Origin of the sequence: uncultured Aquitalea sp. (genome assembly GCF_945957525.1) — a bacterium.
Lineage (GTDB): Bacteria > Pseudomonadota > Gammaproteobacteria > Burkholderiales > Chromobacteriaceae > Aquitalea.
Genome location: NZ_CAMFLA010000003.1, coordinates 253,398 through 278,616, shown reverse-complemented (window position 1 = coordinate 278,616; position 25,219 = coordinate 253,398). Strand labels below are relative to the sequence as shown.

Below are 25,219 nucleotides of genomic sequence, written 5' to 3'. Positions count from 1 at the left end.
GTAGCCCCAAGCGTCGTCGCTATCAAGTTTTGCTGCGTTGCCTCACTTTTGCCGACCATGCCCATGCCGCCCGTCCTGACAAAATTGACAATGTACTACTCTTGTCATCCGCCAAAATCGATCGTAATTCAAGGGCAATCGCAAATTTTTACTGGCATCCTCCCGCAGTAACGCCCTGGCCACGCGACAACACATGCATCGTTAGCAGATAGTTGCGGCTTACTGTTCATTAAGCTGGCCGGAAAGGGCCCAACAATCATCTCAGGTCACAACAGTGAAACGATAAATCCCTTCATCAATTGTAAAAAACGACATTGGCTTAACATTGGCCACTTTTCGCCAAATCGTTATTTTATCGTAAACATTTTATTGAAACAGGCAATTTCCAGAACCTGCAATACCGTATCCCTGCAATTGACCAGCGTCATAGCCTTCTTCTGACTAGTAGCACGCTCCTTGAGCAGCAAAAGCATGCCCAGTGCAGAGCTGTCCAAAAACGGCACTTGGTCGAAATCTACCTGGATTTCCTGCACGGCGGGGTTGTCCAGCAACTCCTGGCTAGCCAGACGGAAGTCCTTGTGCAGATTGAAATCAAACTGTCCCACCAGTACCAATTTGCCTACGCTGCCATCCACTTTGACTACCGGTTTCATCATGTGCCCTCTCTTGTTGTTCCCGCGCTTTCAGCCTGCCGGCAAGGCAGGCTCATCTCAAACCATGCGCCGCCATCCGGCTTGTCGCCGCCGGCAACACTGCCGCCTAGCTCATCCATCACCTTCTTGACAATGGACAAGCCCAAACCCGTACCGCCGGCTCGGGTCGTGTAGAACGGCTCAAACAGTTTCTCAACCGGCGCTCCCTGCAAACCGCAACCATCATCTTCCACCCTGAAATGAACCCTGCCGGCGTCGCTGCTCACGGCAAGCCCGACACGGCCTTGCGGCGGAGAAAAATACAAGGCGTTCTCCAGCAAGCTCAACAAAGCGCCCTGAACCGCTTTGCGATCTCCCAATACCGTTATGGCAGATGAAAGTTCGACATGACAATCCCAGCGCATGCCTTTTTCATGACATTGCGGTAAAAACGTTGCTGTCATTTCCTCCACCAACTGCCCCACATCCAACACTTCCAACTCGCCAACCTGCCCGCGCACAAAGCTCAGCATGTTTTGAATCAGCCCTTCCAACGCCTTGAGGCGGGCCAGGCTCTTGTCGACGAACTTGGCTCTTTCCTCGGGTCGCAAACCCTCTTGCCGCAGGTTGGCCGTATAAAGCATGGCTGTCGCAAGCGGCGTCCGTAGCTGGTGCGCCAGCGACGCCGCCATGCCGCCCATGGCCGCCAGTTTTTGTTGGTGTGCCAGTTCGACAGTCAATTGATGCAAGCGACTGACATCATGCAGCAGCACAATACGGCCACCGGATGCGGGCAAGTCCTGATACTGCACGGAAAGCAACAACCGCTCCCCTCCATCAGCCGCCGTCGGGAAATAAGTACCATCCGCCTCAGCCGGCTCCCACCCGGCCATGACATCCCGCCAGAGAGCTGTCGGGGCAACCGGCCCCAGCAAGGTCTCCGCTGCCGGATTCTGCGACGACACGACCCCATGCGCATCCAACTGCAAAACACCGGCTGGCAAGGCTTCCAGCAGCATCCCCAGCCTTTCGGCCAACTCAGCGTTGGCGTCACGTTGCTTTCGCAATTGGTTGTTAGCCTCATCCAGCTGGGCATTGAGCACATTCACCTGCGCTTCCAGCAAGCGATAGGCCTCGATGAGCTGGCTGGAGACGGTATTGAACTGCTCGAAAGCCGCCTCAAGCTGCGCCTGATCTTTCAGGTTTGATGTAGTTCTACTCATGCCTGGCGACTTATTTGTAAAATTCACTTAAACAGTATGATAATGAGGAAGCTTGGGCCAAGCCAACTTGAGACTGATCTGTACCAAAACAGCGCGAAAGAAAGCTGGGCAAAATGAATAATTGGCGTATACAACGGGAGTAATACGCCACAACAACGATGTAGCGGAGGTTTCTTGTGTCAGAACTTCTAAAAAAAATCGACGCCAGAACCAAACTGGCCGGGACAAACAAGCTGGAGATTCTGCTGTTCTCGCTGGGGCATGATCAGCGTACCGGGCGGAAAGAGATCTTTGGCATCAACGTGTTCAAGGTGCGCGAAGTAATGCGCACCCCGGAAATCACGTCGGCTCCGGAAATGCCGTCCTCCGTGGAAGGCATGGTCAGTTTGCGCGGCGCGCTGGTTCCGGTCATCGATCTGGCCAAGTACGCGGGCATCGTCACCAGCAACAAACCTGAAATCATGATTGTGACCGAGTACAACGGTCATACCCAAGGCTTCCTGGTCGAAGCCGTTGACACCATCCTCCGCCTTGACTGGTCCGCCATGCGCGTGCCGCCGGACATGATCACCAACCGCATGGCCGGCTTGGTCACTGCCGTTACCGAGCTGGACAACGGTACCCTGGTGATGATGATGGACGTGGAAAAGGTGTTGGCCGAAACCTCACTCACCGACGACTCCCACGAGTTCCTCAACATCGAGCCGGTCAAGGAAGAGCGCATGATCTACTTCACGGACGACTCCGCCGTCGCCCGCAAGCAGATCGAACGCACTCTTGACGCCATGCAAGTCAAATACAGCTATGCCATCAACGGCATGCGCGCTTGGGAAGACCTGCAAAAAATGGCGGCGCAAGCCGACTTGGCGGGCCGACAGCTCAACCAGACCCTGCATCTGATTCTGACCGACGTGGAAATGCCCGAAATGGATGGCTACATGCTCACCAAGATGGTCAAGAGCGACCCGCGCTTCGCAGGCATTCCCGTGCTGATGCACTCCTCCCTGTCCGGCTCCTCAAACCAGAAGCTCGGTCAGTCCGTGGGCGTTGACGAATACGTATCCAAGTTTGAAGCACAAAAACTCGCCATGAAACTGCGGGAAATGCTGAAGCTTGAAAAGAAATAAGCCCCAAGAATCAGGGAGAGGGACCAAGACATGTCTGCAACCGATGCATCCTTGCTCGCCAGTGTAGATGCGCGCACCAAGCTGGCAGGCTCCAACAAGATGGAAATCCTGCTGTTTTCGCTTGGCACACGCGAAACCTTCGGCATCAATGTTTTCAAGGTAAGGGAAGTCTCCCAGACGCCGGCCATCACCAAAACGCCCAACATGCCTTTCGGTGTGGAAGGCGTGCTGTCCTTGCGCGGCAATATCATCCCGGTGATTTCGCTTGCCCGATTCGTGGGCTCGGAGCAGTCCGGTCGAAAATTCGACACCATGATCGTGACTGAATTCAACAAGAGCACGCAGGCGTTTCTGGTTGACTCCGTTGATCGCATCATCCGTGTTGATTGGGATCGCGTTCGCGCTCCGGAAAACATGATGAGCACCGGCGCCAATCAGAACCTGATCACCGCCATTACCGAACTGGAAGACGGAAAGCTGGTTTCCATTCTTGATGTAGAACAGATCCTGGCCACCGTTGTTGGTGAGCCGCGCATGCCGGATATTCCAGGAGCGCAACTGGAAAGCGACCAGTACATTTTCTTTGTGGACGACTCCGTGGTCGCCCGCAAGGAAATCACCAGTGTACTGGAAAAAATGGGCCTCAAATTCCAGCAGGCCACCAATGGCCGCGAAGCATGGGACCGCCTGCAGGTGCTCGCCAGTCGTAGTTTCGGAGAAGACGAATGCCTGCACGACTACCTTAAGCTGATTCTGGTTGATGCTGAAATGCCCGAGATGGATGGTTATGTCTTGACCAAACTCATCAAATCCGATGTCCGCTTCAGAGGCATCCCGGTTATCATGCATTCCTCGCTCTCTTCCAATGCGAACAAAGCCATGGGTTCCAGCGTTGGGGTTGACGCGTACGTCGCCAAATTCGATCCGGCGATCCTGGCGGAAACTTTGATTCCTTTCCTGCAAAGGTAGCCGTTACAATCAGCCCCTTCAGGACACCGAACACTCAGGACACACCTAGATGGCAGACAAGAATATGCGCTTCTTGGTTGTGGACGACTTCTCCACGATGAGAAGGATTGTCCGCAACCTGTTGAAAGAACTGGGTTTCACCAATGTCGACGAAGCCGAAGACGGACAAGTGGCACTGCACAAGCTGAAAACCCAGCATTTCGACTTTATCGTTTCCGACTGGAACATGCCCAACATGACTGGCATCGAGCTGCTGAGAGCGGTTCGCGCGGATCAGCAAATCAAGCACTTGCCTTTCATGATGATCACCGCCGAAGCCAAACGAGAAAACATCATTGAAGCAGCCATGGCCGGCGCCAGCGGCTACATCGTCAAGCCGTTCACGGCCGCCACTCTGGAAGAAAAACTCAACAAAATCTTCCAGACCCTGAACAAATAGGCGGATCAACACGAGCCATACTGCATAAAGTCAGCATTGAGGAGAAGCTATCGTGCCGGATCACATCTTGGAGAGCGGAGACTCGCCGGAACTCGAAGCCCTGTTTGACAGCATCGCCACCCAGCAGGCCGTGGAGCCCGAAGCGGCTCAGCCTGCGGACAGCAATAGCGCGGCACCGTCTCTGCCTGAAGACGTCAGCCCCGCAGTCATGTATGAACAAATCGGCCAACTTACGCGTCGCCTGCACGACATGCTGCGCGACATGGGTTACGACAAGTCGCTGGAAAAAGTGGCCGAAGCCATCCCCGACGCCAAGGACAGGCTTGGCTATATCGCCACGCTGACTGAAAACGCTGCGGAACGCGTCTTGAACGCCACCGATCTGGCCAAGCCCTTGCAAGATGCCATGGAGGCCTCGGCCAAAGGATTGGGCGACCGCTGGAATCAGCTCTACGCCAATCAGCTTTCGGTTGAAGAATTCAAAAAACTGGCGGACGACACCCGACAGTACCTGGCCAATGTTCCCCAGCAAACGCAAGCTACCAACACCCAGTTGCTGGAAATCGTCATGGCGCAGGACTTCCAGGACCTCACCGGCCAGGTCATCAAGAAAATGATGGGAATGGTCAAGTTGCTGGAAACCGAACTGGTTACCTTCCTGATCGAATTCTCACCCGGCACGAAAAAAGCGGAAATCGATCCGCTGCTCAATGGCCCGGTGGTCAATCCTGAAGGTCGCGGCGATGTCGTCACCAGCCAGCAACAGGTGGACGACCTGCTGGAAAGCTTGGGTTTCTGAACAATAAGCAGTCAATGCAGTACGGGATAGCGGGGTGATGAGATGAGCGAATTTGCCGGCATGGAAGAATTGCTGCAGGACTTTTTGATGGAGTCCACCGACCTGTTGTCCGACGTCGACAACAAACTGGTGGAGCTGGAGAAACGCCCTGAAGACAAAGCCTTGTTGAATGACATTTTCCGGGGCTTCCACACCATCAAGGGCGGCGCGGGCTTCCTGAATGTAGGGCCGATGGTCACGCTATGCCATCGCACCGAAAACCTTTTCGACAAGTTGCGCAATGGCGAACTTCATATCACCTCCGAAGTCATGGACGTGATTCTGGACGCCACCGCCGTTGTCCGCGATATGTTTGGCACGCTCAGCCAGGGCTTGATGGCCGCGGATGCCGACCCGGCACTACTGGCTGCACTAGATGCCGTACTGGCAGGCGAAACGCTGGACAAGCCAACGGCAGCGCCAGCCACGCCGGCAGCTGCCGCACCTCAAGCTGCGGCTGAACCCGCCAAGCAGGACGGCCCCGATTGGCACGCCCTTCATCGAGCTGTTTCATCTGTTTCCCAGCCCTCCGTCCCGACAGCCCCGGCCTCTGCGCCTGCCGCGCCGCAAGTCGTCGCAGCGCCGGTGCCGGCGGCCGCTCCCGTCGTCGAAGCCGCACCGGCTCCACGCCCAGTGGCAAAGCCAGCCGTTACCAACAAGCCAACCAGCCAGAGTTCAGGCAACAGTAGCGGTCCGCAAGAAAACACCATCCGTATCGACACGGTGCGCTTGGACATGGTGCTCAACCTGTCCGGCGAAATCGGCCTGACCAAAAACCGCCTCACCACGCTCCGCACGGAAATCCTGCAAGGCAATCGCGACGGCAACACCTTGCGTTCTCTGGACGAAGCTATCAGCCAGCTGGATTTGCTGGTGGGCGACCTGCAGAACGCGGTCATGAAGACTCGCATGCAGCCGATCGGCCGCCTGTTCCAGAAATATCCTCGTTTGGCGCGCGACCTCGCCCGCCAACTGGGCAAAGAAGTAGAACTGGTGTTGTCCGGCGAAGAAACCGAACTCGACAAAACCATGATCGAGGACCTGAACGATCCGCTCGTTCACTTGGTGCGCAACGCAGTGGATCACGGCGTTGAATCGCCCGAAGATCGCATTGCTTCCGGCAAGAAGCCACAATCGCTCATTCAGCTGACTGCCGAACAGGTAGGCGATCACATCCTCATTGAGATCACCGACGACGGCAAAGGCATGAATCCGGACGCTCTGCGTCGCAAGGCGATCGAGAAGGGCCTGATCGACCAGGAGACGGCCAATGGCCTGGACGAGAAGCAGTGCCTGCAACTGATCTTCATGCCGGGCTTCTCCACCAAGGACCAAATTTCCAGCGTGTCCGGCCGTGGCGTAGGCATGGATGTGGTACGCACCAATATCCAGAAGTTGAATGGCCGCATCGACATCAACTCCATTCCCGGCGAAGGCACCCGCATCAGCATCTCCTTGCCGCTGACGCTGGCCATTCTGCCTGTTCTGGTGGTTCGCGCCTGCAATCAGCCGTTTGCCGTCCCGCTTGCCATGGTGCGTGAAATCATCACCATCGATCCAAATGCCGTGCAAGAAGTATCCGGCAAACCCACCATCGTGGTGCGCGACGAAATCCTGCCGCTCAAAACGCTGGCTGGGCTGCTTGGCTGGGCGCCGACGCAGAAACCCTATTTCGGCGTACTGATGCAATCCGCCGAGAAATCCTTCATCCTGGCCATCGATTCCTTCGTTGGCCGTGATGACGTGGTAATCAAACCCTTGCAGAATATCCGCCCGAAAGGCGTGGCCGGCGCCACGCTATCCGGCGACGGCTCCGTAGTCCTGGTGCTCGACATGGAAGACCTGCTATCCGCAAGCGATGGCACTTCCGGCAACGTCAAGACTTCGGAGCTGATTTCCATATAAGAAACATAATCAGGCGGGTGAATGACTTCTCTGAGTGCCTTCATTGGCAGACAACCGGTTCTGAACCGCAACCAGCAGCTCATTGGATATGAGCTGCTTTTTCGTGCAAGCGACGAAGCCAATGCCGTTGGCCCCCACAGCGAACTGCAAGCCGATACGCAGGTACTCGTCAATACATTGAACAACATGGGGACCAGCTGGCTCATCGGCAACAAGCTGGCCTTCATCAATGTGGGCGAAGCCATGCTGACCAGCGACTTCCTCGAACTGCTCCCTCCGCGGCGAGTAATTCTGGATATCGCGCCGCGCATCAGTCCGAGCAATGAGTTGCTGTCGCGGGCGAGGCATCTGCGCTCGCTCGGCTTTGGCATTGCGCTGGACGACTTCTCCTTTGACGCGCAATCGGCTGCGTTCCTTGAGTTTGCCAACTACGTAAAACTGGACATCCAGAATCATGATGCCAACGCATTCCAGGTTCTGGCTGCCCGGTTGCGCAGCTACCCTGTAATCCGCATAGCGGAGCGGGTGGAAAGCCATGAGCAATACCACCTGTGCAAAGAACTGGGGCTGGACGGTTTCCAGGGCTACTATTTCGCCAAGCCGGAAACCTTATCCGCGCGCGTGATCCATCCCACGTTCAGCAATGCGCTTGAGCTGCTGAACTTGCTGCGCATGGACGCGGATCTCCGTCAGGTTGAGCAAATCCTGAAACGCGACGTTGCCCTGTCTTACAAGCTGCTGCGTTACGTCAACTCCGCCGCCGCCGGCCTGAACACCACCATCAGTTCCTTCAGTCACGCAGTAACGGTATTGGGTTACCAGAAGCTCTACCGCTGGCTCACCTTGCTGCTGGTGACCGGCTCTGATGATGGTCATGTACCGCCCGCGCTGCAGAAAACCGCGGTGACGCGCGGGCGTTTCATGGAGCTACTGGGGCAAGAGTTGCACCTTCCCCACGACACCTGCGACAACCTCTTCGTTACCGGCATGTTCAGCCTGCTCGATGTCCTGTTCGACATGCCCATGGCTAACATCATGGAGCATATCCAGCTGCCGCAAAGCCTGATCGACGCCCTGCTCCACCACAATGGAGAAATGGGTTTGCTGCTCAAGCTGGCCACCACCTGCGAGCACGACGAGCTGGATGGCGTGCAAGCACTGGCGGAAAAAGCCGGGCTTAGCCCAGATCAGCTCAACCAGGCCCATCTGGCCGCCCTCGCCTGGGTGGAGGATCTCGGCTTATAATGCAGGGTTCCATTTCCGCCCCGATGTGCCACCACCATGATGCTTGCTCTCGATACATCCAGTAACTACCTGTCAATTGCCCTGCAAACCGGGGACGACATACTGGACTATCACCAGCTTGCAGGTCAAAAACACGCGGAGCAAACGCTGCCGGCCATTGGTCGATTGTTGGCCGAAGCCGGCATGTCCCTGACCAGCCTTGATGCGATCGTATTCGGCCAGGGCCCCGGCTCTTTCACTGGCCTTCGCATCGGCTGCGGACTGGCACAAGGGCTGGCCTTTTCGGCCGACCTGCCGCTGATTGCCATCCCTACGCTGGATGCCATTGCAGTCCAAGCGCCGGAAGGGGAGATGCTGGTTTGCGTGGATGCCCGCATGCAGCAAGTTTACTGGGCGCACTACCGCCGCCAGGACAAGCAGCTGGAACGCCTGTCAGACATCCACTTGTCCGATCCTCACGAAATCAGCCTTCCACCCGGCGTGGACTGTGCCGTTGGAGACGCGCTAGCCAACTACCCGCAATTACTGCCGCAGCGAGCAGGAATCCAGATCCTGGCAGATGTGCCGCCGCACGCACGCGCCTACCTTGGCCTGGCGCAAAGCGGCCGATATCCTCGCCGCCACCCGCGCGAAGCTGAACTGCTCTACATCCGCAACAAGGTAGCGCTCACCTCCGCCGAGCAACAGGCCCGCAAAGCATGAGCAGCGTCGTTCAACTGACAGAGCGCATCAACCCTGACTGGCTCAGTCAGCAAGAGAGTCTTGCTACGCCGCACTTCTGGAGCTCACAGCAGTATGGCGACTCCCTTGCCGCCGGGCACTGGTTCTATGCGCTGCACGAAGCTGCCGAGACAGGCATCGCCATCATCATGCCGGTGGCAGGCGAAGCGGAATTGCTGAACATTTTCATCGCCAAGGACAAGCAGAGCCAGGGGCTTGGCAAAGCTCTCCTGCAGGGCACAATGCACGCATTGCGTCTGCGCGGCATCAGCCGGCTGCTTCTGGAAGTGCGTGAAAGCAATCAGCCCGCACACAAGCTTTATTCCAGCCTGGGTTTTACCGAATGCGGGCGACGCAAGCGTTACTACCCGGCAGGTCAAGGTGAAAGGGAAGACGCCATTCTGATGGAGGCCAACTTATGAGCCGGACGGACTTCCTGCGCCAGCAAATGGGTCTGGGGCCAATCTGGCAGCCCCGCGGTGAATGGTTTGCCGACCACCCCGCCCTGCGCCAGACGCAGCAGCAGTTTGAAGAACAAGGCGATGTGGCGGACGCCCCCGTAACAACCCCGCTTGTCGCAACAGCAGACCCAAAGCGGGAGACCGCCGCATCCCAGCCTTCGGCCAACCTCGCTCCACCCGTAGAGGCTGCCACGCCCGCCCCTGTCCCGCCGGCAAGCGAACTGGACTGGGAAGCACTGCAACAGGCCGTTGCCGCTTGCGAGAAGTGCGGGCTATGCAAAACCCGCACCCAGACAGTATTTGGTCGCGGCAACCCCAAGGCGCGCTGGCTATTGATTGGTGAAGCGCCAGGCGAACATGAGGACAGACAAGGACAGCCTTTCGTAGGCAAGGCCGGGCAACTATTGGACAACCTGCTCGCCGCCACCGGTTTGGATCGCGATACGGATGTCTACATCGCCAACGTGCTCAAGTGCCGCCCACCCGGCAATCGCAACCCCACACCGGATGAAATACTGGCCTGCGAGGGCTACCTGCATCAGCAGATTGCCCACATTCAGCCCACACTGATTCTGGCGCTGGGCCGTTTCGCCGTGCAAACACTGCTGCAAACAGACCGCCCCATCGGCCAACTACGCGGCAAACTGCACGACTATCGCGGCACGCCGCTGATCGCCACCTATCACCCCGCCTACCTGCTGCGCACCCTGCCGGACAAAGCAAAAGCCTGGCAAGACATGGTGTTCGCCAAGCGGCAGTTCGCCGCCATTTCGCGCTGAACCTCTCAATGAACAAGGCCGGCATTGCCGGCCTTGTTGCTTCACGCGGTTGCCTGCGCCACTTGCCCGACTTGCCGCCACATCACACCTTGCAGCCAGCGCGCGTAAATATCGCGCGCCACGGCATGGCTGGCCGGCATGCCGGCATCAAGCGAGGCATCAATGGCCGCAGCGCTCATCACACTGGGCACATCATGCGCTTCGATATCCTGATAGCCCACTTTCAGCCACTGGCGAATCATCGGCGCTTTCACTTCACTGTGAAACTGCATGCCCAGATGAATGCCGTCATATTCGAAGGCCTGCCGCGCGCACCAGGCGCTGCTCAACAGCAGGCGAGCGCCCTCCGGCATCTCGAAGGTATCGCTGTGCCACTCGAACATGCGGATTGACCTGCGCCCGCCAAACCACTCGGCTGCGATGTTTTGATCACAAGCCTGCAAATCGGTCCAGCCTATTTCCGGCACTTCCGTCTTGCGCACCACCGCGCCAAGCGCCTTGGCCAGCAACTGCCCACCAAGGCAGTGACCTATGACCGGTACGCGCATGCGCACTGCTTCGGCCAACAGCGCAATCTCCGGACTGATCCACCAGTGGACATCAGCATCATTCACGCTCATCGGCCCGCCAAAGCTGGCTATGCCCGAGAAAGCACTGACATCCGGCGGCAACGGATCATCAGCGTAGACATGGAAAACCACCGAAGGGATGCCTTGCTCATTGAGGCAGTCAAGAAAGAATTCGGGACCATCCAGCGAAACATGCTGGATGATGGCAATCGGCTTCATACTGTATTCCTGAAGATGCTCGCCCTCTCAGACACGGAGAGCAATCAGGCTCCACTATACCAAGCACAATCAAAAAATGATCAAATCCATGAAAAAAGCCCCGACAACGGGGCTGGATTGCGGTCGCCACGCAACAGCATCAGGCAAGAAAAAACCCTTCTCCGTGCACCAGAGAAGGGTTCTTTACCGGACCTTGAAGGATCGCAAGCTTACTTGAGCTTGGTTTCCTTGTAGATCACGTGCTTACGAGCGACGGGATCAAATTTTTTGATCTCCATCTTTTCCGGCATAGTGCGCTTGTTCTTCGTAGTGGTATAGAAGTGGCCAGTGCCGGCGGTGGATTCAAGCTTGATTTTATCGCGCATGGTATTACCTATCAGTCGCTATCGGTTGACCGCTCAGATCTCGCCACGAGCGCGCAGATCTGCCAGCACTACGTCGATACCCACCTTGTCGATGGTACGCAGAGCTGCGTTGGATACGCGCAGACGTACCCAGCGGTTTTCGCTTTCTACCCAGAACTTGCGATACTGCAGGTTCGGCAGAAAACGACGTTTCGTTTTGTTGTTGGCGTGGGAAACGTTGTTCCCGGTCATCGGACGCTTGCCGGTGACTTTGCAAACACGCGCCATGTTAACACTCCCAAAACCGGTAAAAGCTGGCTTTATATCATGGATTAAGCCAGAGATTCAAGCATGATGCGCCGAACCCACGGGGAACGGTGCATCTCTTCTGAAACAGTCGGCGCAAATTGTAACGGATTTACCACAACATGGCGAGTAGAACTTGAACTGGATCAAGCCGACTGTTGCATTCCTTGTTGCAACATTGGGCACCGATGGCGATTCAAATCCGCCGCGTTTCAGGTTAAAATCCTGAATTCCCATAGAGCCGTAATCTCATGACCAAGTTTATCTTCGTAACCGGCGGTGTGGTGTCCTCTCTGGGTAAGGGCATTGCCGCTGCGTCCATTGCCGCCATCCTTGAGTCTCGCGGGCTGAAAGTCACCATGCTTAAGCTCGACCCCTACATCAACGTCGATCCGGGCACCATGAGCCCTTTCCAACACGGCGAAGTGTTCGTGACTGAAGACGGCGCGGAGACCGACCTCGACCTGGGCCACTACGAGCGCTTCATCAAAGCCAGGATGAAGAAGAGCAACAACTTCACCACCGGCCAGGTATACGAATCCGTGATCACCAAGGAACGCCGTGGCGACTACCTTGGCGGCACCGTGCAGGTCATCCCGCACATCACCGACGAAATCAAGCTGAAAGTGCGCGAAGGCGCCGGCGAAGCCGATGTGGCCATCGTTGAAATCGGCGGCACCGTGGGCGACATCGAGTCCCTGCCCTTCCTGGAAGCCATCCGCCAGATGCGCTCCAACCTGGGCCGCAAGAACACGCTGTACGTGCATCTGTCCTACGTTCCCTTCATCGCCACAGCCGGCGAAATCAAGACCAAGCCGACCCAGCACTCGGTGAAGGAACTGCGCGAGATCGGCATCCAGCCGGACGTGCTGCTGTGCCGCATGGACCGCGAGCTGCCGGAAGACGAAAAACGCAAGATTGCCCTCTTCTGCAATGTGGAAGAAAACGCAGTGATCGGCTGTTACGATTCCGACTCCATCTACAAGGTGCCGGCGATGCTGCATGAGCAAGGCATCGACGACATCATCGCCGAACAGCTGCAACTGGATCTGCCCAAGGCGGACCTGTCGGCCTGGGATCGCATCATCGACGCTATCGAGCACCCGGAAAGCGAAGTCAACATCGCCATGGTGGGCAAGTACGTCGATCTGACCGAATCCTACAAATCCCTGTCCGAAGCGCTGAAGCACGCCGGCGTGCACACCCGCAGCCGCGTCAACATCATTTACGTCGACTCTGAAGAAATCGATCGCGACGGCGCCGACTCCCTCAAGGACATGGACGCCATCCTGGTTCCTGGCGGCTTCGGCAAACGTGGCGTTGAAGGCAAGATCAAGGCTGTACGTTTCGCGCGCGAAAACAACATTCCCTACCTCGGCATCTGCCTGGGCATGCAGATTGCGCTGATCGAATACGCTCGCGACGTTGCCGGCCTGGCGGGCGCCAACTCCACCGAGTTCGACCTGGAAACCGACTACCCGGTCGTAGCCCTGATCGACGAGTGGGTGAACCACGACGGCAAGGTTGAAAAGCGCGACGAAAACTCCAACCTCGGCGGCACCATGCGCCTGGGCGGCCAGCACTGCGATCTGGTGGACGGCTCGCTCGCCGCGCGCGTGTACGGCTCCACCGACATCGTCGAGCGCCATCGCCACCGCTACGAAGTCAACAACTACTACATTCCGCGCCTGGAAGCTGCCGGCCTGACCATTTCCGGTCGCTCCGCTGGCCACGAAAAGCTGGTGGAAACCATCGAGCTGAAAAACCACCGCTGGTTCTTCGCCTGCCAGTTCCACCCGGAATTCACCTCCACCCCGCGTGATGGCCATCCGCTGTTTACCGCCTACGTCAAGGCGGCGATCGAGCACAAGGCCGACAAGCAAGGTAAACAAGCATGAAACTGTGCGGATTCGACGTTGGCCTGAACCAGCCCCTGTTCCTGATCGCCGGTCCCTGCGTGATTGAAAGCCAGCAAATGGCGCTCGACACCGCCGGCCAGCTCAAGGAAATCACCAGCGCGCTGGGCATCAACTTCATCTACAAATCCAGCTACGACAAGGCCAACCGTTCCTCCGGCTCGTCCTTCCGCGGCTTTGGCATCGATGAAGGCCTGCGCATTCTGGACGAAGTGAAAAAGCAGATCGGCGTGCCGGTGCTGACCGACGTGCACAATGAGCAGGAAATCACCCAGGTGGCCAGCGTAGTGGACGTGCTGCAAACGCCGGCCTTTCTCTGCCGCCAGACCGATTTCATCCGCGCCGTCGCCCAGTGCGGCAAGCCGGTGAACATCAAGAAGGGTCAGTTCCTCGCGCCGGGCGACATGAAAAACGTCATCGACAAGGCCCGCGCCGCCGCGCGCGAAGCCGGCCTGCCGGACGACAACTTCATGTCCTGCGAACGCGGCGTATCGTTCGGCTACAACAATCTGGTATCCGACATGCGTTCCTTGATGATCATGCGCGAAACCGGCTGTCCGGTTGTGTATGACGCCACCCATTCGGTGCAATTGCCCGGCGGCCGGGGCAGCTCGTCCGGCGGGCAGCGCGAGTTCGTGCCCGTACTGGCGCGCGCCGCCGTTGCCGCCGGCATCGCCGGCATCTTCATGGAAACCCACCCGGACCCGGCCAAGGCCATGTCCGACGGCCCCAATGCTTGGCCGCTGGGCCGCATGAAGGAACTGCTGGCCACCCTGAAAGACCTGGATGCGCTGGTCAAGCAACAGGCTTGGCCCGAGCATTCGCTGTAACGGTTTGAAGCTTCTCTTCGGCCAATCTCTTCAGGGTTGGCCGAAGACACACGGTTAACCAAGTTGAGCATGTAAGGGGTTTACAATGAGTTCGATCATCGATGTCGTCGCCCGCGAAATTCTGGATTCCCGCGGCAATCCCACTGTTGAAGCCGACGTTCTGCTGGAATCCGGCGTAATGGGCCGCGCCGCCGTACCGAGCGGTGCCTCCACCGGCGAAAAAGAAGCGCTGGAACTGCGCGACGGCGACAAGAGCCGTTACCTCGGCAAGGGCGTGCTCAAGGCCGTGGAAAACATCAACACCGAAATCTGTGAAGCCATCATCGGCCTTGACGCCGCCGACCAGGCCTTCATCGACAAGACCCTGATCGAACTGGACGGCACCGAGACCAAGTCCCGCCTGGGCGCCAACGCCATGCTGGCCGTCTCCATGGCCGTGGCCCGCGCCGCCGCGGAAGACGCCGGCCTGCCGCTGTACCGCTATCTGGGCGGCGCCGGCCCGATGGCCCTGCCGCTGCCGATGATGAACGTCATCAATGGCGGCGCGCACGCCAACAACACCCTGGACATCCAGGAATTCATGATCATGCCAGTGGGCGCGCAAACCTTCCGCGAAGCGCTGCGCTGCGGCGCCGAAGTGTTCCACACCCTGAAAAAGCTGTGCGACAGCAAGGGTTACGCTACCACCGTGGGCGACGAAGGCGGCTTTGCGCCCAACCTGGCCAGCCACGAAGACGCCATCAAGCTGATTCTGGAAGCCATCGACGCCGCTGGCTACGTAGCCGGCCAGGACGTGATGCTGGCGCTGGACTGCGCCTCCTCCGAGTTCTACAAGGACGGCAAGTACCACCTGACCGCCGAAGGCCTGCAACTGAGCTCCGAGCAGTTTGCCGACTACCTGGAAACCCTGGTCAACAATTACCCGATCATCTCCATCGAAGACGGCATGAGCGAGCACGACTGGGACGGCTGGAAGATCCTGACCGACCGTCTGGGCAAGCGTATCCAGTTGGTGGGCGACGACGTCTTCGTCACCAACCCGAAGATCCTCGCCAAGGGCATCGAAACCGGCATCTGCAACTCGCTGCTGGTGAAGGTGAACCAGATCGGCACACTGTCCGAAACCCTGAAGGCGGTTGATCTGGCCAAGCGCTCCAGCTACACCAGCGTAATGAGCCACCGCTCCGGCGAAACCGAAGACAGCACCATCGCCGACCTCGCCGTGGCCACCAACTGCATGCAGATCAAGACCGGCTCCCTGTCCCGCTCCGACCGCATGGCCAAGTACAACCAGTTGCTGCGCATCGAAGAAGAACTGGGCGACGCCGCCTACTTCCCGGGCCGCGCTGCGTTCTACCACCTGAAGTAAGATTCATGCGCTGGCTGACCGTGACCCTGTTGACTCTGATCCTCGCCTTGCAATGGCCCCTGTGGCTGGGCAAGGGGAGCTGGCTCAGGGTCTGGCAGCTGGACAAGCAACTGCAGGAACAGCGGGCCGTCACCCAAAAGCTGGTGGCCCGCAACGCCGCGCTGGATGCTGAAGTGAAGGATCTGAAACAAGGTACGGACGCCATTGAAGAACGCGCCCGCAATGAACTTGGCATGATCCGTGATGGTGAGGTATTTTTCCAACTGCTGGAACCGGCAAGCAGCAACAGTCATTGATATAGCCGGCCGCCTCTTCGTCCACCTACACTAAAAACAATTATGGCTGGCTACAAAACTTCCAGGGTTTGGTCAATGACAACACAGAATCCTATCGAAGTAGCGCGGGAAACCCTGAAGCAGCTCACGCTTCGCAAGCTGCTTCCAACGCCGGAAAATTTCGAGCGCGTCTATCACGAGCTCACGCAAACCCCGGTCGAGCGGGACAACAAGCTTGGCCAGCAAATGCTGCGCGCCATGGAAACCCTGCCGGCCAGCACCGTTCAGGCCCGTACGTCCCTGCTGCGCCTCAAACAGGCGTCCGATGAATCCCGCTGGGAACAAATCCCGCAGCTTGTCATCGACTTCCTGCGCCACGCCCTCAATGAACAACAGCTGTCCCAGCCCTGGGGCAGCCTGATCCAGAATCTCATCCGTTGCTGGGACCTGCGCCAGCCCGACCTGCCGCAGCACTTCAAGCAAGCCGCGCTGGAACGCGTGCTGATCAACTACGGCAACCAGCCGGAAGAACTCAACATCAAACTGGATGCGCTGGTGCGCAACTGGTCGGCCCCGGCCAATCAGCGCGACGCCGACGCCATCCCGCTGGTGGACGAAGCTGCGCCGACCCCGTTGGCCGAAGCCGCCGCCGCTCCGGCCGCAGAAAGCCCGCGCCAGCAGCAGGACCAGAACGACAGCTGGGATCTGTGGCAACGCACTTTGTCGTTCGCCCTCAAGCACGGCCTTGAGCCGCGCCTCGCCAGCCTGCCGGACATGGTGGACGATCTCGAATCCCTGATTCGCGAGCTGGAAACCATCAGCAGTGAAAGCAGCCTGTCGGTGTTCATGCCCAAGCTGCGCAACTTCATGATCAAGCTGGAGCTGCAAACCCAGCAAGAAGGTCGCCTGGTCACGGGCCTCACCAGCCTGCTGCGCCTGTTGCTGGACAATGTGGCCGAGCTCAACCGCTCCGACGACTACCTTGTGGGCCAGGTGCACAGCCTGCAGGAAGTGCTGTCGCACGAGCCTTTGTCCATGCAGCACGTCTACCAGCTGGAAACCAGTCTCAAGGAAGTCATTCGCAAGCAAGGCATGCTGAAGAGCTCGCTGGACGAAGCCACCAGTTCGCTGCGCACCCTGCTGGACCGCTTCATCTCCCGCCTGGCGTTGATGACAGACACCACGGACGACTTCCACAGCAAAATCCAGCGTCACGGCGAACAACTGAAATCCACGCAAAACGTGGAAGAAATCAGCGGCATCATTGGCCTGCTGATGGAAGACACCTCGATCATGCAGCTGGACCTTACCCGCTCCCGCGACGAGCTCCTGGCCGCGCGGGAACAGGTGGAAGCCGCCGAGCAGCGCATCAGCGAGCTGGAAATGGCGCTGGAAGCCGCCAGCGCGAAAGTGAAAGAAGACCAGCTTACCGGCGCCTACAACCGCCGCGGCCTGGCCGAGAACTTCCAGCGCGAAATCAGTCGCGCCGAACGCACCGGCAACGACCTGAGCGTGGCGCTGATCGACGTGGACAACTTCAAGCAGCTCAACGACCGCTACGGTCACCTGACCGGCGACGACGCACTGAAATATCTGGTGGACGTGATCAAGCACAATCTGCGCCCCGCCGACATCGTCGCCCGCTTTGGCGGCGAAGAATTTGTGCTGCTACTGCCCGACACCCCGCTGCACGAAGCAATGGACACGGTTCAACGCCTGCAGCGCGAGCTGACCAAAACCTTCTTCATGGCCAACAACGACCGGCTGGTGATCACCTTCAGTGCCGGCGTCGCCCGCTGGCATCTGGGCGAGCAGGATATCGATGTGATCGAACGCGCCGACCAAGCCATGTATCAGGCCAAGATCAGCGGCAAGAACCGGGTTGTATCGGCCGAAGCGGACCGCATCGCCTGATTCACCGACGCTCGCCAACAAAAAAACCGGGCCATGACCCGGTTTTTTATTGCTGACAAAATCATTGGGTGAGCGAGATGGTGCGTGGCCGGGGTCAGACGGGCCTGTCGATATCACTGATTGATTCCGCCGCCTTTCCGCTTACCCGCAATCCGCCCATGCTCAGCAAGAAAGCCTCGCTTTCTCACTGGACAGCTTGAAAGCAACAACCAGCCTTGCTGGCCGGCTTTCTCATGCGGCCCCGCCGCCTTTCTTCATCTTCTTGCCCGCCTCGGCCCGCTGGCGGCGCACAGCTTTGGGGTCCGCCAGCAAGGCGCGATAGATTTCCACCCGGTCTCCTGCGCGCAGCGCGTGCTCGGCCTTCACCACCTTGCCGAACACGCCCAACTTGAGCGGCGCGGCCTCAAGATCGGGAAAGCTCGTCAGCAAACCCGACTCCCGAACCGCCTGCATGGCGCTACAGCCGGCATCCACCGTCAGCGCGGCCAAGTGCTGACAGTCGGCCAGCGCGTACACCACTTCCACCTCGATACGCTCAGTCATCGCCATAGACCTCGTCAGCACGCTTGATGAAAGCATCCACCAGCGTGCGGGAAATGTGGCTGAACACCGGACCGATCACCTTCTCCAGAATCGCGCTGGAAAACTCATACTGCAGACGGAACTCCACCTTGCAGCCGATTTCGCCCAAAGGAGTGAAACGCCACAGCCCCTGCAAATGACGGAAGGGGCCGTCCACCAGCTCCATCAGGATGGACTGCCCGTCCACCCGCTGGTTTTTGGTGGTGAAATGCTGGCGAATCTTCAGATAGTCGATATGCAGGCTGGCCACCTGCTCGCCATCATCCGCCGAATGCACTTCCGCCTTGGCGCACCAGGGCAAAAAGCGCGGATAGTGCTCGACCTCGTCCACCAGGGCGTACATCTGCGCCGGAGTGTGGGCCACCAGAACGTTTTTCTCTACAACCTGCATGAATGAGTTGGCCGAAAGGCCCGTAAGCTGTGACGAAAGCGGAATTCTAACAAATGCGGAACAGGCTGTCCGAGCCGCCGCGCAAGCCGCTGAATCAGAGGGAGTTTTGGCCGAGCGGCAAATCTGTTAAAATCGCCGATTACCCGCAAAGCCCCCACCACGGAAACACAGGCGCATGAGCATCATCCAGAACCGCAAAGCCTTCCATGACTACTTCATCGAGGAAGAACTCGAGGCCGGGCTTGTGCTGGAAGGATGGGAAGTGAAGTCGATCCGCGCCGGACGCATCCAGCTCAAGGAAAGCTATGTGGACTGGAAAAACGGCGCCTTCTGGCTGATCGGCTGCCACATCACCGCCTTGCAGTCCGCCTCCACCCACGTCAAGCCGGACCCGGTCCGCCCGCGCAAGCTGCTGATGTCGCAAGCGGAAATCAACCGCTACATCGGCAAGGTGGAACGCGCAGGCTACACCATGATGGCGCTGGACCTGCACTACACCAAGGGCCGCATCAAGGCGACGGTGGGTCTGGCCAAGGGCAAAAAACTGCACGACAAGCGCGACACCGAAAAAGACCGCGAATGGCAGCGCGAAAAACAGCGCTTCATGAAAAACCAGCGGGGGGCCGCATGAAGAAGAGCGCCGCCCTCCCCGTCGCCCTGATCTGCCTTGGCTCCGTCTGGTTTCTCAAAAGCACCGCCCTGCTCCCCAACACCACCACGCTGCTATCCCTGCTGCTTGCTGTCAGCGGCGTCCTCCTGCTGATTGTCGACGGCTTCAACAAATCCACTCTCGTTACCAGCCCGATGCTGGTTTACGCCGGCGCCGCCGTCTATCTTTACGACAACTTCGTCCTGCGACTGAGCCACGTGATGTCGCTGGGCATGGTGCTGATCGGCCTGTTGATGCTGATCGCCCGCAGCGACCAGATTCCCGAACGCAGCGTGCGCTGGCGTTCACTGCCGCAAGACCAGGAAAAACAACCCTGAGCTTCGGCCAACGCATCACAATGGATTCAACATCGGCCGGCATGGCCACTGGACCTTATCAAGGATAGTCATGGACAAGATCCTCATTCTCGACTTCGGCTCGCAAGTCACCCAACTGATCGCCCGCCGCGTACGCGAAGCTCACGTTTACTGTGAGCTTCATTCTTTCGACATGACGCTCGACGAGATCAAGGCTTTCGGCCCCAAGGCCATCATCCTGTCCGGCGGCCCCAACTCGGTGTACGAATCCGACTACCAGGCCGACCCCAAGCTGTTTGAACTGGGCGTACCGGTACTGGGCATCTGTTACGGCATGCAGTTCATGGCGCAAGCCCTGGGCGGCAAAGTGGAAAGCGGCGACAAGCGCGAATTCGGCTATGCCAAAATCCAGGCCCGCCACCACTCCAAGCTGCTGGAAGGCCTGCAGGACCACATCGACGACGCCGGCAACGGCTTCCTCGACGTATGGATGAGCCACGGTGACAAGGTTACCGCCTTGCCGGCCGGCTTCCAGATGATTGCCGAAACCGCCTCCTGCCCGTTTGCCGCCATGGCCGACGAAAGCCGCGGTTTCTATGGTGTGCAGTTCCACCCGGAAGTCACCCACACCAAGCGCGGCACCGAAATGATCCACCGCTTCGTCCTGCACATTGCAGGCTGCAAGCCAAGCTGGACCATGCCCAACTACATCGATGAAGCGGTAAAGAAAATCCGCGAGCAAGTGGGCGATGAAGAAGTCATCCTCGGCCTGTCCGGCGGCGTGGACTCCTCCGTTGCGGCCGCGCTGATCCACCGCGCCATCGGCCCGCAACTCACCTGCGTATTCGTCGACCACGGCCTCTTGCGCCTGAACGAAGGCAAGATGGTGATGGAAATGTTCGCCAAGAACCTGGGCGTCAAAGTCATCCACGTCGACGCCACCGAACAGTTCATGGGCAAGCTGGCCGGCGAAACCGATCCGGAAAAGAAACGCAAGATCATCGGCGGCGAATTTGTGGAAGTGTTCCAGGCTGAATCCGGCAAGCTCACCAACGCCAAATGGCTGGCGCAGGGCACCATCTACCCGGACGTGATCGAATCCGCCGGCGCCAAAACCAAAAAAGCCCACACCATCAAGAGCCACCACAATGTGGGCGGCCTGCCGGAAGACATGAACCTCAAGCTGCTGGAACCGCTGCGTGAGCTGTTCAAGGATGAAGTGCGCCAACTGGGCGTGGCGCTGGGCTTGCCGCACGACATGGTGTACCGCCACCCGTTCCCGGGCCCGGGCTTGGGCGTGCGCATACTCGGCGAAGTGAAAATGGAATACGCCGATCTGCTGCGCCGCGCCGACGCCATCTTCATCGAAGAATTGCGCGCCACCGTGGACGAGAAAACCGGCAAGAACTGGTATGACCTCACCAGCCAGGCCTTTGCGGTATTCCTGCCGGTGAAGTCCGTTGGCGTGATGGGAGACGGCCGCACTTACGACTACGTCGTCGCGCTGCGCGCCGTGGTCACCAGCGACTTCATGACTGCCCACTGGGCCGAACTGCCCTACTCCCTGCTTGGCAAGGTATCCAATCGCATCATCAACGAAGTGCGCGGCATCAACCGCGTGGTTTACGATGTGTCGGGCAAACCGCCGGCAACAATTGAGTGGGAGTGAGATCAAATTATAAGTATTTGATTTTTAAAAGCTAAAACAATGCCATTGATAATTGCGCTTGCATTATCAATGGCATTTTTTATGGTACTTCCCGGGTGCTTCTATTGTCTGAGCCAAATACCATGTGAGTGACTCGACAACGTTCATGGTATCGGCTTGTGGCGGTCACCAGCAACCATGCAGACCGACCTCTTAAAGATCGTGAGATCGTGAGGGCCCTGAAAACTAATTACCAGGGTTGCGTCGTAGGTCCGACGGTGAACTCTGTAACATTGGTGTCGGCAGGTTGCTCAATGGCGAAGGCAACGATGCTGGCGATGCGATCTGGAGAGATGCCGTGTGCTTCATACAGCGCCTGCATGCCCGCCGAGGTGGTCGGGTCGCTGATTGTGTTCAGCAACTCGGTGTTGATCGCCGCAGGGTAGATGGTCGCTGTGCGAATGTTCGTTTTCTCCATCGCTGACTCGATGCGCAGAACTTCCATTAACTCACGGACGAACCACTTCGTGCCGCCATAGACTGCGGCACCAGGGTAGGCTTTGAGCCCCGCCACGGATGAGGTGGCAATTACCTGGCCGGACTTCTGGGTGGTGAATGTCGGCAGAATCGCCGCCACACCGTTGAGCACGCCCTTTACGTTAATGTCGACCATCTCGTGCCAATCGTCGGTCTTCATGGCTGATAACGGCGCGCTGGGCATGATGCCAGCATTAAGGAAGATAACGTCGACTTTGCCATAGGTGTCCTTGGCCAGTTTGACGATGGCATCGTTATCGGCCTGCTGGGTGACATCCAGTGTCTGGTAGATCGCTTCGCCACCTGCCGCCGAAATTTCGTCGGCAAGCTTCTTTAGTTTGTCTTCGCGCCGTGCGCCAAGAACCACCTTGGCCCCCTTGGCCGCCAACAGCTTTGCACTTGCTGCGCCTATTCCTGAAGAGGCGCCGGTAATGATGACAACTTTGCCTTGCATGGTTGTGTACTCCTGTTTGCTTAAGTCAGATGGGCTTTTCGACGGCCCATAGCAGTCTCCCTGTACCGTCGATCAGGCCTTGGCGAACAACAGTTCCCAGTTGGCCATCGGCCCCAAGGGAATGATGTCCCAGCCGATCAGATCGGCCTTGGCCAGCGGAAACGTCATCAGCGCGGCGCGTGCGGCCTCTACTGAATCGGCCTCGGCCATGATGACCACGCCGGGTCGGTCCTGGCGGAAATAGATATCGCGGATGAAGCCGGACTTGTACAGGTCCCAGCCATGGCGCACTTCATCAAGCATGTGGGGGGCGTATTGCTCCAGGGTGGCGTCGGGGCGAGGAACATCGAGACAAAGCAGTTTCATGAGGTTTACTCCGGTCAGTTGGACAAAGAATGTACGATGGCAAGTTGCAGGCTCAAGCGGGCACCGCCTGATCCACGGGCGTAGTCAGGCAGTCCTGCAACGCCTGCTGGAAGCGGGCCAGCTTGTCGCCGCTGGCGCCCATGGCTTCATAGAAGGCCAGTGGCTCGGCATACGACATGCCCACATACAAGGCGCTGGCCTTCATCGGCGTCAGTACCTCTTGCACGCTGCTCTGGATCAGGCCGGCAGCCGAGTAGGTATGCGCCGTGGCTCCAGCCGACACCACCACCTGCATCTGCTTACCCTGCAGCGCCTTGCCTTCCGGGCCAAAGGCCCAGCCATAGCTCCAGACCTGGTTGAGATAGGCCTTGAGCATCGGCGTCAGGTTGAACCAGTGGATGGGAAACAGGTACACGACCCGGTCCACGCCCTCATGGGCACGCTGTTCGGCAGCGACATCGAAGGCCGTGGTGTCGTGCCCGTACAGGGTTTCGAGGTTGCGCACCGCCACATTCGGCAGCGCCGCGGCGGTTTGCTGCAGAACCTGGATGACGTGGGACTGTTCGGGGTAGGGATGAGAGACTATCAGCAGAGTTTTCATGGTTTGTCCGGTTCGGTTGAGGGTTCAGCCTGGCTTTACAACAAGACTGTGGACTTGCGATGGGTGAATTCTGAACAGCTTGATCCTTGAAGAGAATTGGCTATTGGGTTTAGGATTTACCAACTTGAAGTTATCAATCCAAGCAACAGCCCGGAGAAGGGGAATACGGACCATGGATTCGTCACAGCGCGTGCGCGCCATCCTGTCCTTTGTCCAAGCGGCCGATGCGGGCAGTTTTGCTGCGGGCGCACGAGCGCTCGGCATCTCCTCGGCTGCGGTCAGCAAGAACGTTGCGGGGCTGGAAAAAGCACTGGGAGTGCGGCTGATGAATCGCACCACCCGCAGTCTCAAGCTGACAGAGGAAGGCGATGCCTTCCTGCGACAGGCCCGAGTGGCGCTGGAGGCGCTGGACTTGGCGACCGATACGGTCGTTTCCCAACGAGCAGCCCCTTCCGGGCGGGTGCGCATCTCCACCAGCGCCGGTTTTGGCCGCGAGCAACTTGCCCCGATATTGCCGGGCTTGCTTAACACCTACCCCGGCCTAGCGGTCGAGGTCGATTTTGATGACCGGGTGGTCGACCTGATCCATGATGGCTACGACATTGCCTTGCGCGGCGGACGCATCGCCGACTCCTCGCTAGTGTCCCGGACCGTGTGCAAGTTCCGAATGGTATTGGTGGCCTCGCCGGTCTATCTGGAAGCCCACGGCATTCCGAAACAGCCAGAAGACCTGCTCCGACACCGGCTGTTGACACGGCGCTTCCTCGGCGGGCGGGTTTCACCGTGGAACTTCCTCGCCGAGGACGGGAGCATCACCACGCTGAACACCGAATCAGCTTTAATAACAATGTCTTCTCCGGAAACCCTGACCAAGATGGCGGTCGCTGGCGTCGGCGTGGCGGAAATCGGTGTCCACCATGCCTGGAAACATTTGCAAAGCGGGGCGTTGCGGCTGCTGTTGTTGCGCTCGCACCATCCTGGCCAATTCGAGATGACGCTGCAGTACCCCCACCGTGCCCTGGTGGCACCGCGTGTACGGGTGACAGTGGACTACCTGCTCGACGCCTTTGCCAAGCGGCCCGAGCTGCATGTGCCGCTATCCGAACTCAGGGCCTACGAGGCCCGATCGGTGGCAGATTTCTAGTAGTTACGATGCCACTGTGAGCACCTGACAGATTGACTACCCCGATAATGGTATTTTCTATGGCATTGCTTGCCCCACACACCATAAGCCATTGTCGTGAAAAGAATTTTCATGCCTATTGATAACTGAGTGGGAGGAGGTCAGTTGTTGTATTCCCTACGCCAGGCTTCGATGATGATCTGGGCATGGCGCAGGCTGGTGAACCAGTGTTCGTTCAGGTACTCATCCCGGAAACATGTGCAAGAAAGACCCGGACGGCCTGCTGATCAATGCGGTCGACCAGGCAATGCGCAGTATTGCGGCCAAGTAACAGGTCCCCACCTCAGAAGCCAAAGCCCATGCATGAAGGCATGGGCTTTTGTTGTATGGGAGACGACGCAATGACGCCGATTTCATGTGAGGCAAATCGGGCAATGAAGCAGCCTCCTCCCGCCCTGGCGCAACTCATTC

28 protein-coding genes and 1 pseudogene are annotated in these 25,219 nt (G+C 58.3%); 18 read left to right on the top strand and 11 right to left on the bottom strand.

Annotated features, from left to right (window positions below; translation table 11 throughout):
- Positions 1 to 347: 347 nt before the first annotated feature.
- On the bottom strand, positions 348 to 656 hold the full coding sequence (locus Q0P52_RS04725; protein ID WP_293764926.1) for an STAS domain-containing protein: 309 nt from the start codon (positions 654 to 656) through the stop codon (positions 348 to 350).
- Positions 653 to 1,756 carry a PAS domain-containing sensor histidine kinase gene (locus Q0P52_RS04720; protein ID WP_293764927.1) on the bottom strand — a complete coding sequence of 368 codons (1,104 nt, stop codon included), beginning with the start codon at positions 1,754 to 1,756 and terminating at the stop codon, positions 653 to 655. Before Q0P52_RS04720 ends, Q0P52_RS04725 begins: the two co-directional genes overlap by 4 nt.
- Before the next feature lie 275 nt (positions 1,757 to 2,031).
- Here Q0P52_RS04720 and Q0P52_RS04715 point away from each other — a divergent pair, with 275 nt between their 5' ends.
- From Q0P52_RS04715 to Q0P52_RS04675, 9 genes are read left to right on the top strand one after another with little or no spacing between them, the layout of a single operon-like run.
- Positions 2,032 to 2,982 carry a chemotaxis protein gene (locus Q0P52_RS04715; protein ID WP_293764928.1) on the top strand — a complete coding sequence of 317 codons (951 nt, stop codon included), beginning with the start codon at positions 2,032 to 2,034 and terminating at the stop codon, positions 2,980 to 2,982.
- A gap of 30 nt (positions 2,983 to 3,012) precedes the next feature.
- Positions 3,013 to 3,951, top strand: a complete 939-nt coding sequence (locus tag Q0P52_RS04710) for a chemotaxis protein (RefSeq protein WP_293764929.1) — start codon at positions 3,013 to 3,015, stop codon at positions 3,949 to 3,951.
- A gap of 49 nt (positions 3,952 to 4,000) precedes the next feature.
- Complete coding sequence (gene cheY / locus Q0P52_RS04705; RefSeq protein WP_293764930.1) at positions 4,001 to 4,390, top strand: chemotaxis response regulator CheY; 390 nt, start codon at positions 4,001 to 4,003, stop codon at positions 4,388 to 4,390.
- A 52-nt stretch (positions 4,391 to 4,442) separates the two neighbouring features.
- Entirely contained in the window at positions 4,443 to 5,189 is a 747-nt protein-coding gene (gene cheZ, locus Q0P52_RS04700) for a protein phosphatase CheZ (RefSeq protein ID WP_293764931.1), read from the top strand.
- Positions 5,190 to 5,231: 42 nt separating this feature from the next.
- Positions 5,232 to 7,133: a chemotaxis protein CheA gene (locus Q0P52_RS04695; protein ID WP_293764932.1), complete on the top strand. Its 1,902-nt coding sequence runs from the start codon at positions 5,232 to 5,234 to the stop codon at positions 7,131 to 7,133.
- Positions 7,134 to 7,154: 21 nt separating this feature from the next.
- Positions 7,155 to 8,378: an EAL domain-containing protein gene (locus Q0P52_RS04690; RefSeq protein WP_293764933.1), complete on the top strand. Its 1,224-nt coding sequence runs from the start codon at positions 7,155 to 7,157 to the stop codon at positions 8,376 to 8,378.
- A 36-nt stretch (positions 8,379 to 8,414) separates the two neighbouring features.
- Entirely contained in the window at positions 8,415 to 9,080 is a 666-nt protein-coding gene (gene tsaB / locus Q0P52_RS04685) for a tRNA (adenosine(37)-N6)-threonylcarbamoyltransferase complex dimerization subunit type 1 TsaB (protein WP_293764934.1), read from the top strand.
- The gene (gene rimI, locus Q0P52_RS04680; protein WP_293764935.1) at positions 9,077 to 9,520 is read left to right on the top strand and encodes a ribosomal protein S18-alanine N-acetyltransferase; all 444 of its coding nucleotides are present in this window, start codon (positions 9,077 to 9,079) and stop codon (positions 9,518 to 9,520) included. Before tsaB ends, rimI begins: the two co-directional genes overlap by 4 nt.
- Positions 9,517 to 10,338 (top strand): uracil-DNA glycosylase, encoded by an 822-nt coding sequence (locus Q0P52_RS04675; protein WP_293764936.1) that lies wholly within the window; start codon positions 9,517 to 9,519, stop codon positions 10,336 to 10,338. The genes rimI and Q0P52_RS04675 overlap by 4 nt, the downstream gene beginning before the upstream one ends.
- A 41-nt stretch (positions 10,339 to 10,379) precedes the next feature.
- On the opposite strand, the gene Q0P52_RS04670 is transcribed toward Q0P52_RS04675, so the two are convergent.
- The 3 genes from Q0P52_RS04670 to rpmB all read right to left on the bottom strand — a co-directional run bounded on the left by Q0P52_RS04670 (position 10,380) and on the right by rpmB (position 11,758).
- Positions 10,380 to 11,126 carry a type 1 glutamine amidotransferase gene (locus Q0P52_RS04670; RefSeq protein ID WP_293764937.1) on the bottom strand — a complete coding sequence of 249 codons (747 nt, stop codon included), beginning with the start codon at positions 11,124 to 11,126 and terminating at the stop codon, positions 10,380 to 10,382.
- 209 nt (positions 11,127 to 11,335) lie between these two features.
- Positions 11,336 to 11,491 (bottom strand): 50S ribosomal protein L33, encoded by a 156-nt coding sequence (rpmG, locus tag Q0P52_RS04665; RefSeq protein WP_028453358.1) that lies wholly within the window; start codon positions 11,489 to 11,491, stop codon positions 11,336 to 11,338.
- Between the two features lie 33 nt (positions 11,492 to 11,524).
- Positions 11,525 to 11,758, bottom strand: coding sequence for a 50S ribosomal protein L28 (rpmB, locus tag Q0P52_RS04660; protein ID WP_011137003.1), 234 nt, complete (start codon positions 11,756 to 11,758; stop codon positions 11,525 to 11,527).
- Between the two features lie 269 nt (positions 11,759 to 12,027).
- On the opposite strand from rpmB, the gene Q0P52_RS04655 reads away from it, so the two are divergent.
- From Q0P52_RS04655 to Q0P52_RS04635, 5 genes are all read left to right on the top strand, one after another.
- On the top strand, positions 12,028 to 13,674 hold the full coding sequence (locus Q0P52_RS04655) for a CTP synthase (RefSeq protein WP_293764953.1): 1,647 nt from the start codon (positions 12,028 to 12,030) through the stop codon (positions 13,672 to 13,674).
- Entirely contained in the window at positions 13,671 to 14,522 is an 852-nt protein-coding gene (kdsA, locus tag Q0P52_RS04650; protein ID WP_293764955.1) for a 3-deoxy-8-phosphooctulonate synthase, read from the top strand. Before Q0P52_RS04655 ends, kdsA begins: the two co-directional genes overlap by 4 nt.
- An 85-nt stretch (positions 14,523 to 14,607) precedes the next feature.
- Positions 14,608 to 15,891 carry a phosphopyruvate hydratase gene (gene eno / locus Q0P52_RS04645; protein ID WP_293764957.1) on the top strand — a complete coding sequence of 428 codons (1,284 nt, stop codon included), beginning with the start codon at positions 14,608 to 14,610 and terminating at the stop codon, positions 15,889 to 15,891.
- A gap of 5 nt (positions 15,892 to 15,896) precedes the next feature.
- A complete protein-coding gene (gene ftsB, locus Q0P52_RS04640; RefSeq protein WP_293764959.1) occupies positions 15,897 to 16,187 on the top strand; it encodes a cell division protein FtsB in 291 nt (96 codons plus the stop codon).
- A 75-nt stretch (positions 16,188 to 16,262) separates the two neighbouring features.
- The gene (locus tag Q0P52_RS04635; RefSeq protein WP_293764961.1) at positions 16,263 to 18,080 is read left to right on the top strand and encodes a GGDEF domain-containing protein; all 1,818 of its coding nucleotides are present in this window, start codon (positions 16,263 to 16,265) and stop codon (positions 18,078 to 18,080) included.
- A gap of 231 nt (positions 18,081 to 18,311) precedes the next feature.
- Here the strand turns inward: Q0P52_RS04635 and Q0P52_RS04630 are convergent, their stop codons facing one another.
- Positions 18,312 to 18,623, bottom strand: coding sequence for an RnfH family protein (locus tag Q0P52_RS04630; RefSeq protein WP_293764963.1), 312 nt, complete (start codon positions 18,621 to 18,623; stop codon positions 18,312 to 18,314).
- Complete coding sequence (locus tag Q0P52_RS04625; RefSeq protein ID WP_293764964.1) at positions 18,616 to 19,053, bottom strand: type II toxin-antitoxin system RatA family toxin; 438 nt, start codon at positions 19,051 to 19,053, stop codon at positions 18,616 to 18,618. The genes Q0P52_RS04630 and Q0P52_RS04625 overlap by 8 nt, the downstream gene beginning before the upstream one ends.
- A gap of 175 nt (positions 19,054 to 19,228) precedes the next feature.
- Here Q0P52_RS04625 and smpB point away from each other — a divergent pair, with 175 nt between their 5' ends.
- The 3 genes from smpB (at position 19,229) to guaA (ending at position 21,688) form a co-directional block, all read left to right on the top strand.
- Complete coding sequence (gene smpB, locus Q0P52_RS04620) at positions 19,229 to 19,684, top strand: SsrA-binding protein SmpB (RefSeq protein WP_293764966.1); 456 nt, start codon at positions 19,229 to 19,231, stop codon at positions 19,682 to 19,684.
- Positions 19,681 to 20,040, top strand: a complete 360-nt coding sequence (locus Q0P52_RS04615; protein WP_293764968.1) for a hypothetical protein — start codon at positions 19,681 to 19,683, stop codon at positions 20,038 to 20,040. The genes smpB and Q0P52_RS04615 overlap by 4 nt, the downstream gene beginning before the upstream one ends.
- A gap of 64 nt (positions 20,041 to 20,104) precedes the next feature.
- A complete protein-coding gene (gene guaA, locus Q0P52_RS04610) occupies positions 20,105 to 21,688 on the top strand; it encodes a glutamine-hydrolyzing GMP synthase (RefSeq protein WP_293765036.1) in 1,584 nt (527 codons plus the stop codon).
- 229 nt (positions 21,689 to 21,917) lie between these two features.
- Here guaA and Q0P52_RS04605 read toward each other — a convergent pair whose 3' ends face one another.
- The 3 genes from Q0P52_RS04605 to Q0P52_RS04595 form a co-directional block, all read right to left on the bottom strand.
- A complete protein-coding gene (locus Q0P52_RS04605) occupies positions 21,918 to 22,658 on the bottom strand; it encodes an SDR family oxidoreductase (RefSeq protein ID WP_293764970.1) in 741 nt (246 codons plus the stop codon).
- Between the two features lie 72 nt (positions 22,659 to 22,730).
- Positions 22,731 to 23,024 carry a hypothetical protein gene (locus tag Q0P52_RS04600; RefSeq protein ID WP_293764972.1) on the bottom strand — a complete coding sequence of 98 codons (294 nt, stop codon included), beginning with the start codon at positions 23,022 to 23,024 and terminating at the stop codon, positions 22,731 to 22,733.
- 52 nt (positions 23,025 to 23,076) lie between these two features.
- A complete protein-coding gene (locus tag Q0P52_RS04595) occupies positions 23,077 to 23,625 on the bottom strand; it encodes an NAD(P)H-dependent oxidoreductase (RefSeq protein WP_293764974.1) in 549 nt (182 codons plus the stop codon).
- Between the two features lie 172 nt (positions 23,626 to 23,797).
- Between Q0P52_RS04595 and Q0P52_RS04590 the strand changes: the two genes are divergently transcribed.
- The gene (locus tag Q0P52_RS04590; RefSeq protein ID WP_293764976.1) at positions 23,798 to 24,769 is read left to right on the top strand and encodes a LysR family transcriptional regulator; all 972 of its coding nucleotides are present in this window, start codon (positions 23,798 to 23,800) and stop codon (positions 24,767 to 24,769) included.
- A gap of 146 nt (positions 24,770 to 24,915) precedes the next feature.
- Here the strand turns inward: Q0P52_RS04590 and Q0P52_RS04585 are convergent.
- Positions 24,916 to 25,002, bottom strand: a pseudogene (locus Q0P52_RS04585) (integrase core domain-containing protein); the annotation flags it as partial.
- Between the last annotated feature and the right edge of the window lie 217 nt (positions 25,003 to 25,219).

Coding starts and splice junctions, on each gene's coding strand:
- Q0P52_RS04670 (WP_293764937.1), bottom strand. CDS start 11,126: ATGAAGCCGATTGCCATCATCCAGCATGTTTCGCTGGATGGTCCCGAA.
- Q0P52_RS04655 (WP_293764953.1), top strand. CDS start 12,028: ATGACCAAGTTTATCTTCGTAACCGGCGGTGTGGTGTCCTCTCTGGGT.
- Q0P52_RS04630 (WP_293764963.1), bottom strand. CDS start 18,623: ATGACTGAGCGTATCGAGGTGGAAGTGGTGTACGCGCTGGCCGACTGT.
- Q0P52_RS04690 (WP_293764933.1), top strand. CDS start 7,155: ATGACTTCTCTGAGTGCCTTCATTGGCAGACAACCGGTTCTGAACCGC.
- Q0P52_RS04710 (WP_293764929.1), top strand. CDS start 3,013: ATGTCTGCAACCGATGCATCCTTGCTCGCCAGTGTAGATGCGCGCACC.
- cheY (WP_293764930.1), top strand. CDS start 4,001: ATGGCAGACAAGAATATGCGCTTCTTGGTTGTGGACGACTTCTCCACG.
- smpB (WP_293764966.1), top strand. CDS start 19,229: ATGAGCATCATCCAGAACCGCAAAGCCTTCCATGACTACTTCATCGAG.
- Q0P52_RS04695 (WP_293764932.1), top strand. CDS start 5,232: ATGAGCGAATTTGCCGGCATGGAAGAATTGCTGCAGGACTTTTTGATG.
- tsaB (WP_293764934.1), top strand. CDS start 8,415: ATGATGCTTGCTCTCGATACATCCAGTAACTACCTGTCAATTGCCCTG.
- ftsB (WP_293764959.1), top strand. CDS start 15,897: ATGCGCTGGCTGACCGTGACCCTGTTGACTCTGATCCTCGCCTTGCAA.
- Q0P52_RS04675 (WP_293764936.1), top strand. CDS start 9,517: ATGAGCCGGACGGACTTCCTGCGCCAGCAAATGGGTCTGGGGCCAATC.
- Q0P52_RS04635 (WP_293764961.1), top strand. CDS start 16,263: ATGACAACACAGAATCCTATCGAAGTAGCGCGGGAAACCCTGAAGCAG.
- rimI (WP_293764935.1), top strand. CDS start 9,077: ATGAGCAGCGTCGTTCAACTGACAGAGCGCATCAACCCTGACTGGCTC.
- kdsA (WP_293764955.1), top strand. CDS start 13,671: ATGAAACTGTGCGGATTCGACGTTGGCCTGAACCAGCCCCTGTTCCTG.
- rpmG (WP_028453358.1), bottom strand. CDS start 11,491: ATGCGCGATAAAATCAAGCTTGAATCCACCGCCGGCACTGGCCACTTC.
- Q0P52_RS04595 (WP_293764974.1), bottom strand. CDS start 23,625: ATGAAAACTCTGCTGATAGTCTCTCATCCCTACCCCGAACAGTCCCAC.
- Q0P52_RS04625 (WP_293764964.1), bottom strand. CDS start 19,053: ATGCAGGTTGTAGAGAAAAACGTTCTGGTGGCCCACACTCCGGCGCAG.
- Q0P52_RS04725 (WP_293764926.1), bottom strand. CDS start 656: ATGATGAAACCGGTAGTCAAAGTGGATGGCAGCGTAGGCAAATTGGTA.
- Q0P52_RS04605 (WP_293764970.1), bottom strand. CDS start 22,658: ATGCAAGGCAAAGTTGTCATCATTACCGGCGCCTCTTCAGGAATAGGC.
- rpmB (WP_011137003.1), bottom strand. CDS start 11,758: ATGGCGCGTGTTTGCAAAGTCACCGGCAAGCGTCCGATGACCGGGAAC.
- Q0P52_RS04590 (WP_293764976.1), top strand. CDS start 23,798: ATGGATTCGTCACAGCGCGTGCGCGCCATCCTGTCCTTTGTCCAAGCG.
- Q0P52_RS04615 (WP_293764968.1), top strand. CDS start 19,681: ATGAAGAAGAGCGCCGCCCTCCCCGTCGCCCTGATCTGCCTTGGCTCC.
- eno (WP_293764957.1), top strand. CDS start 14,608: ATGAGTTCGATCATCGATGTCGTCGCCCGCGAAATTCTGGATTCCCGC.
- Q0P52_RS04600 (WP_293764972.1), bottom strand. CDS start 23,024: ATGAAACTGCTTTGTCTCGATGTTCCTCGCCCCGACGCCACCCTGGAG.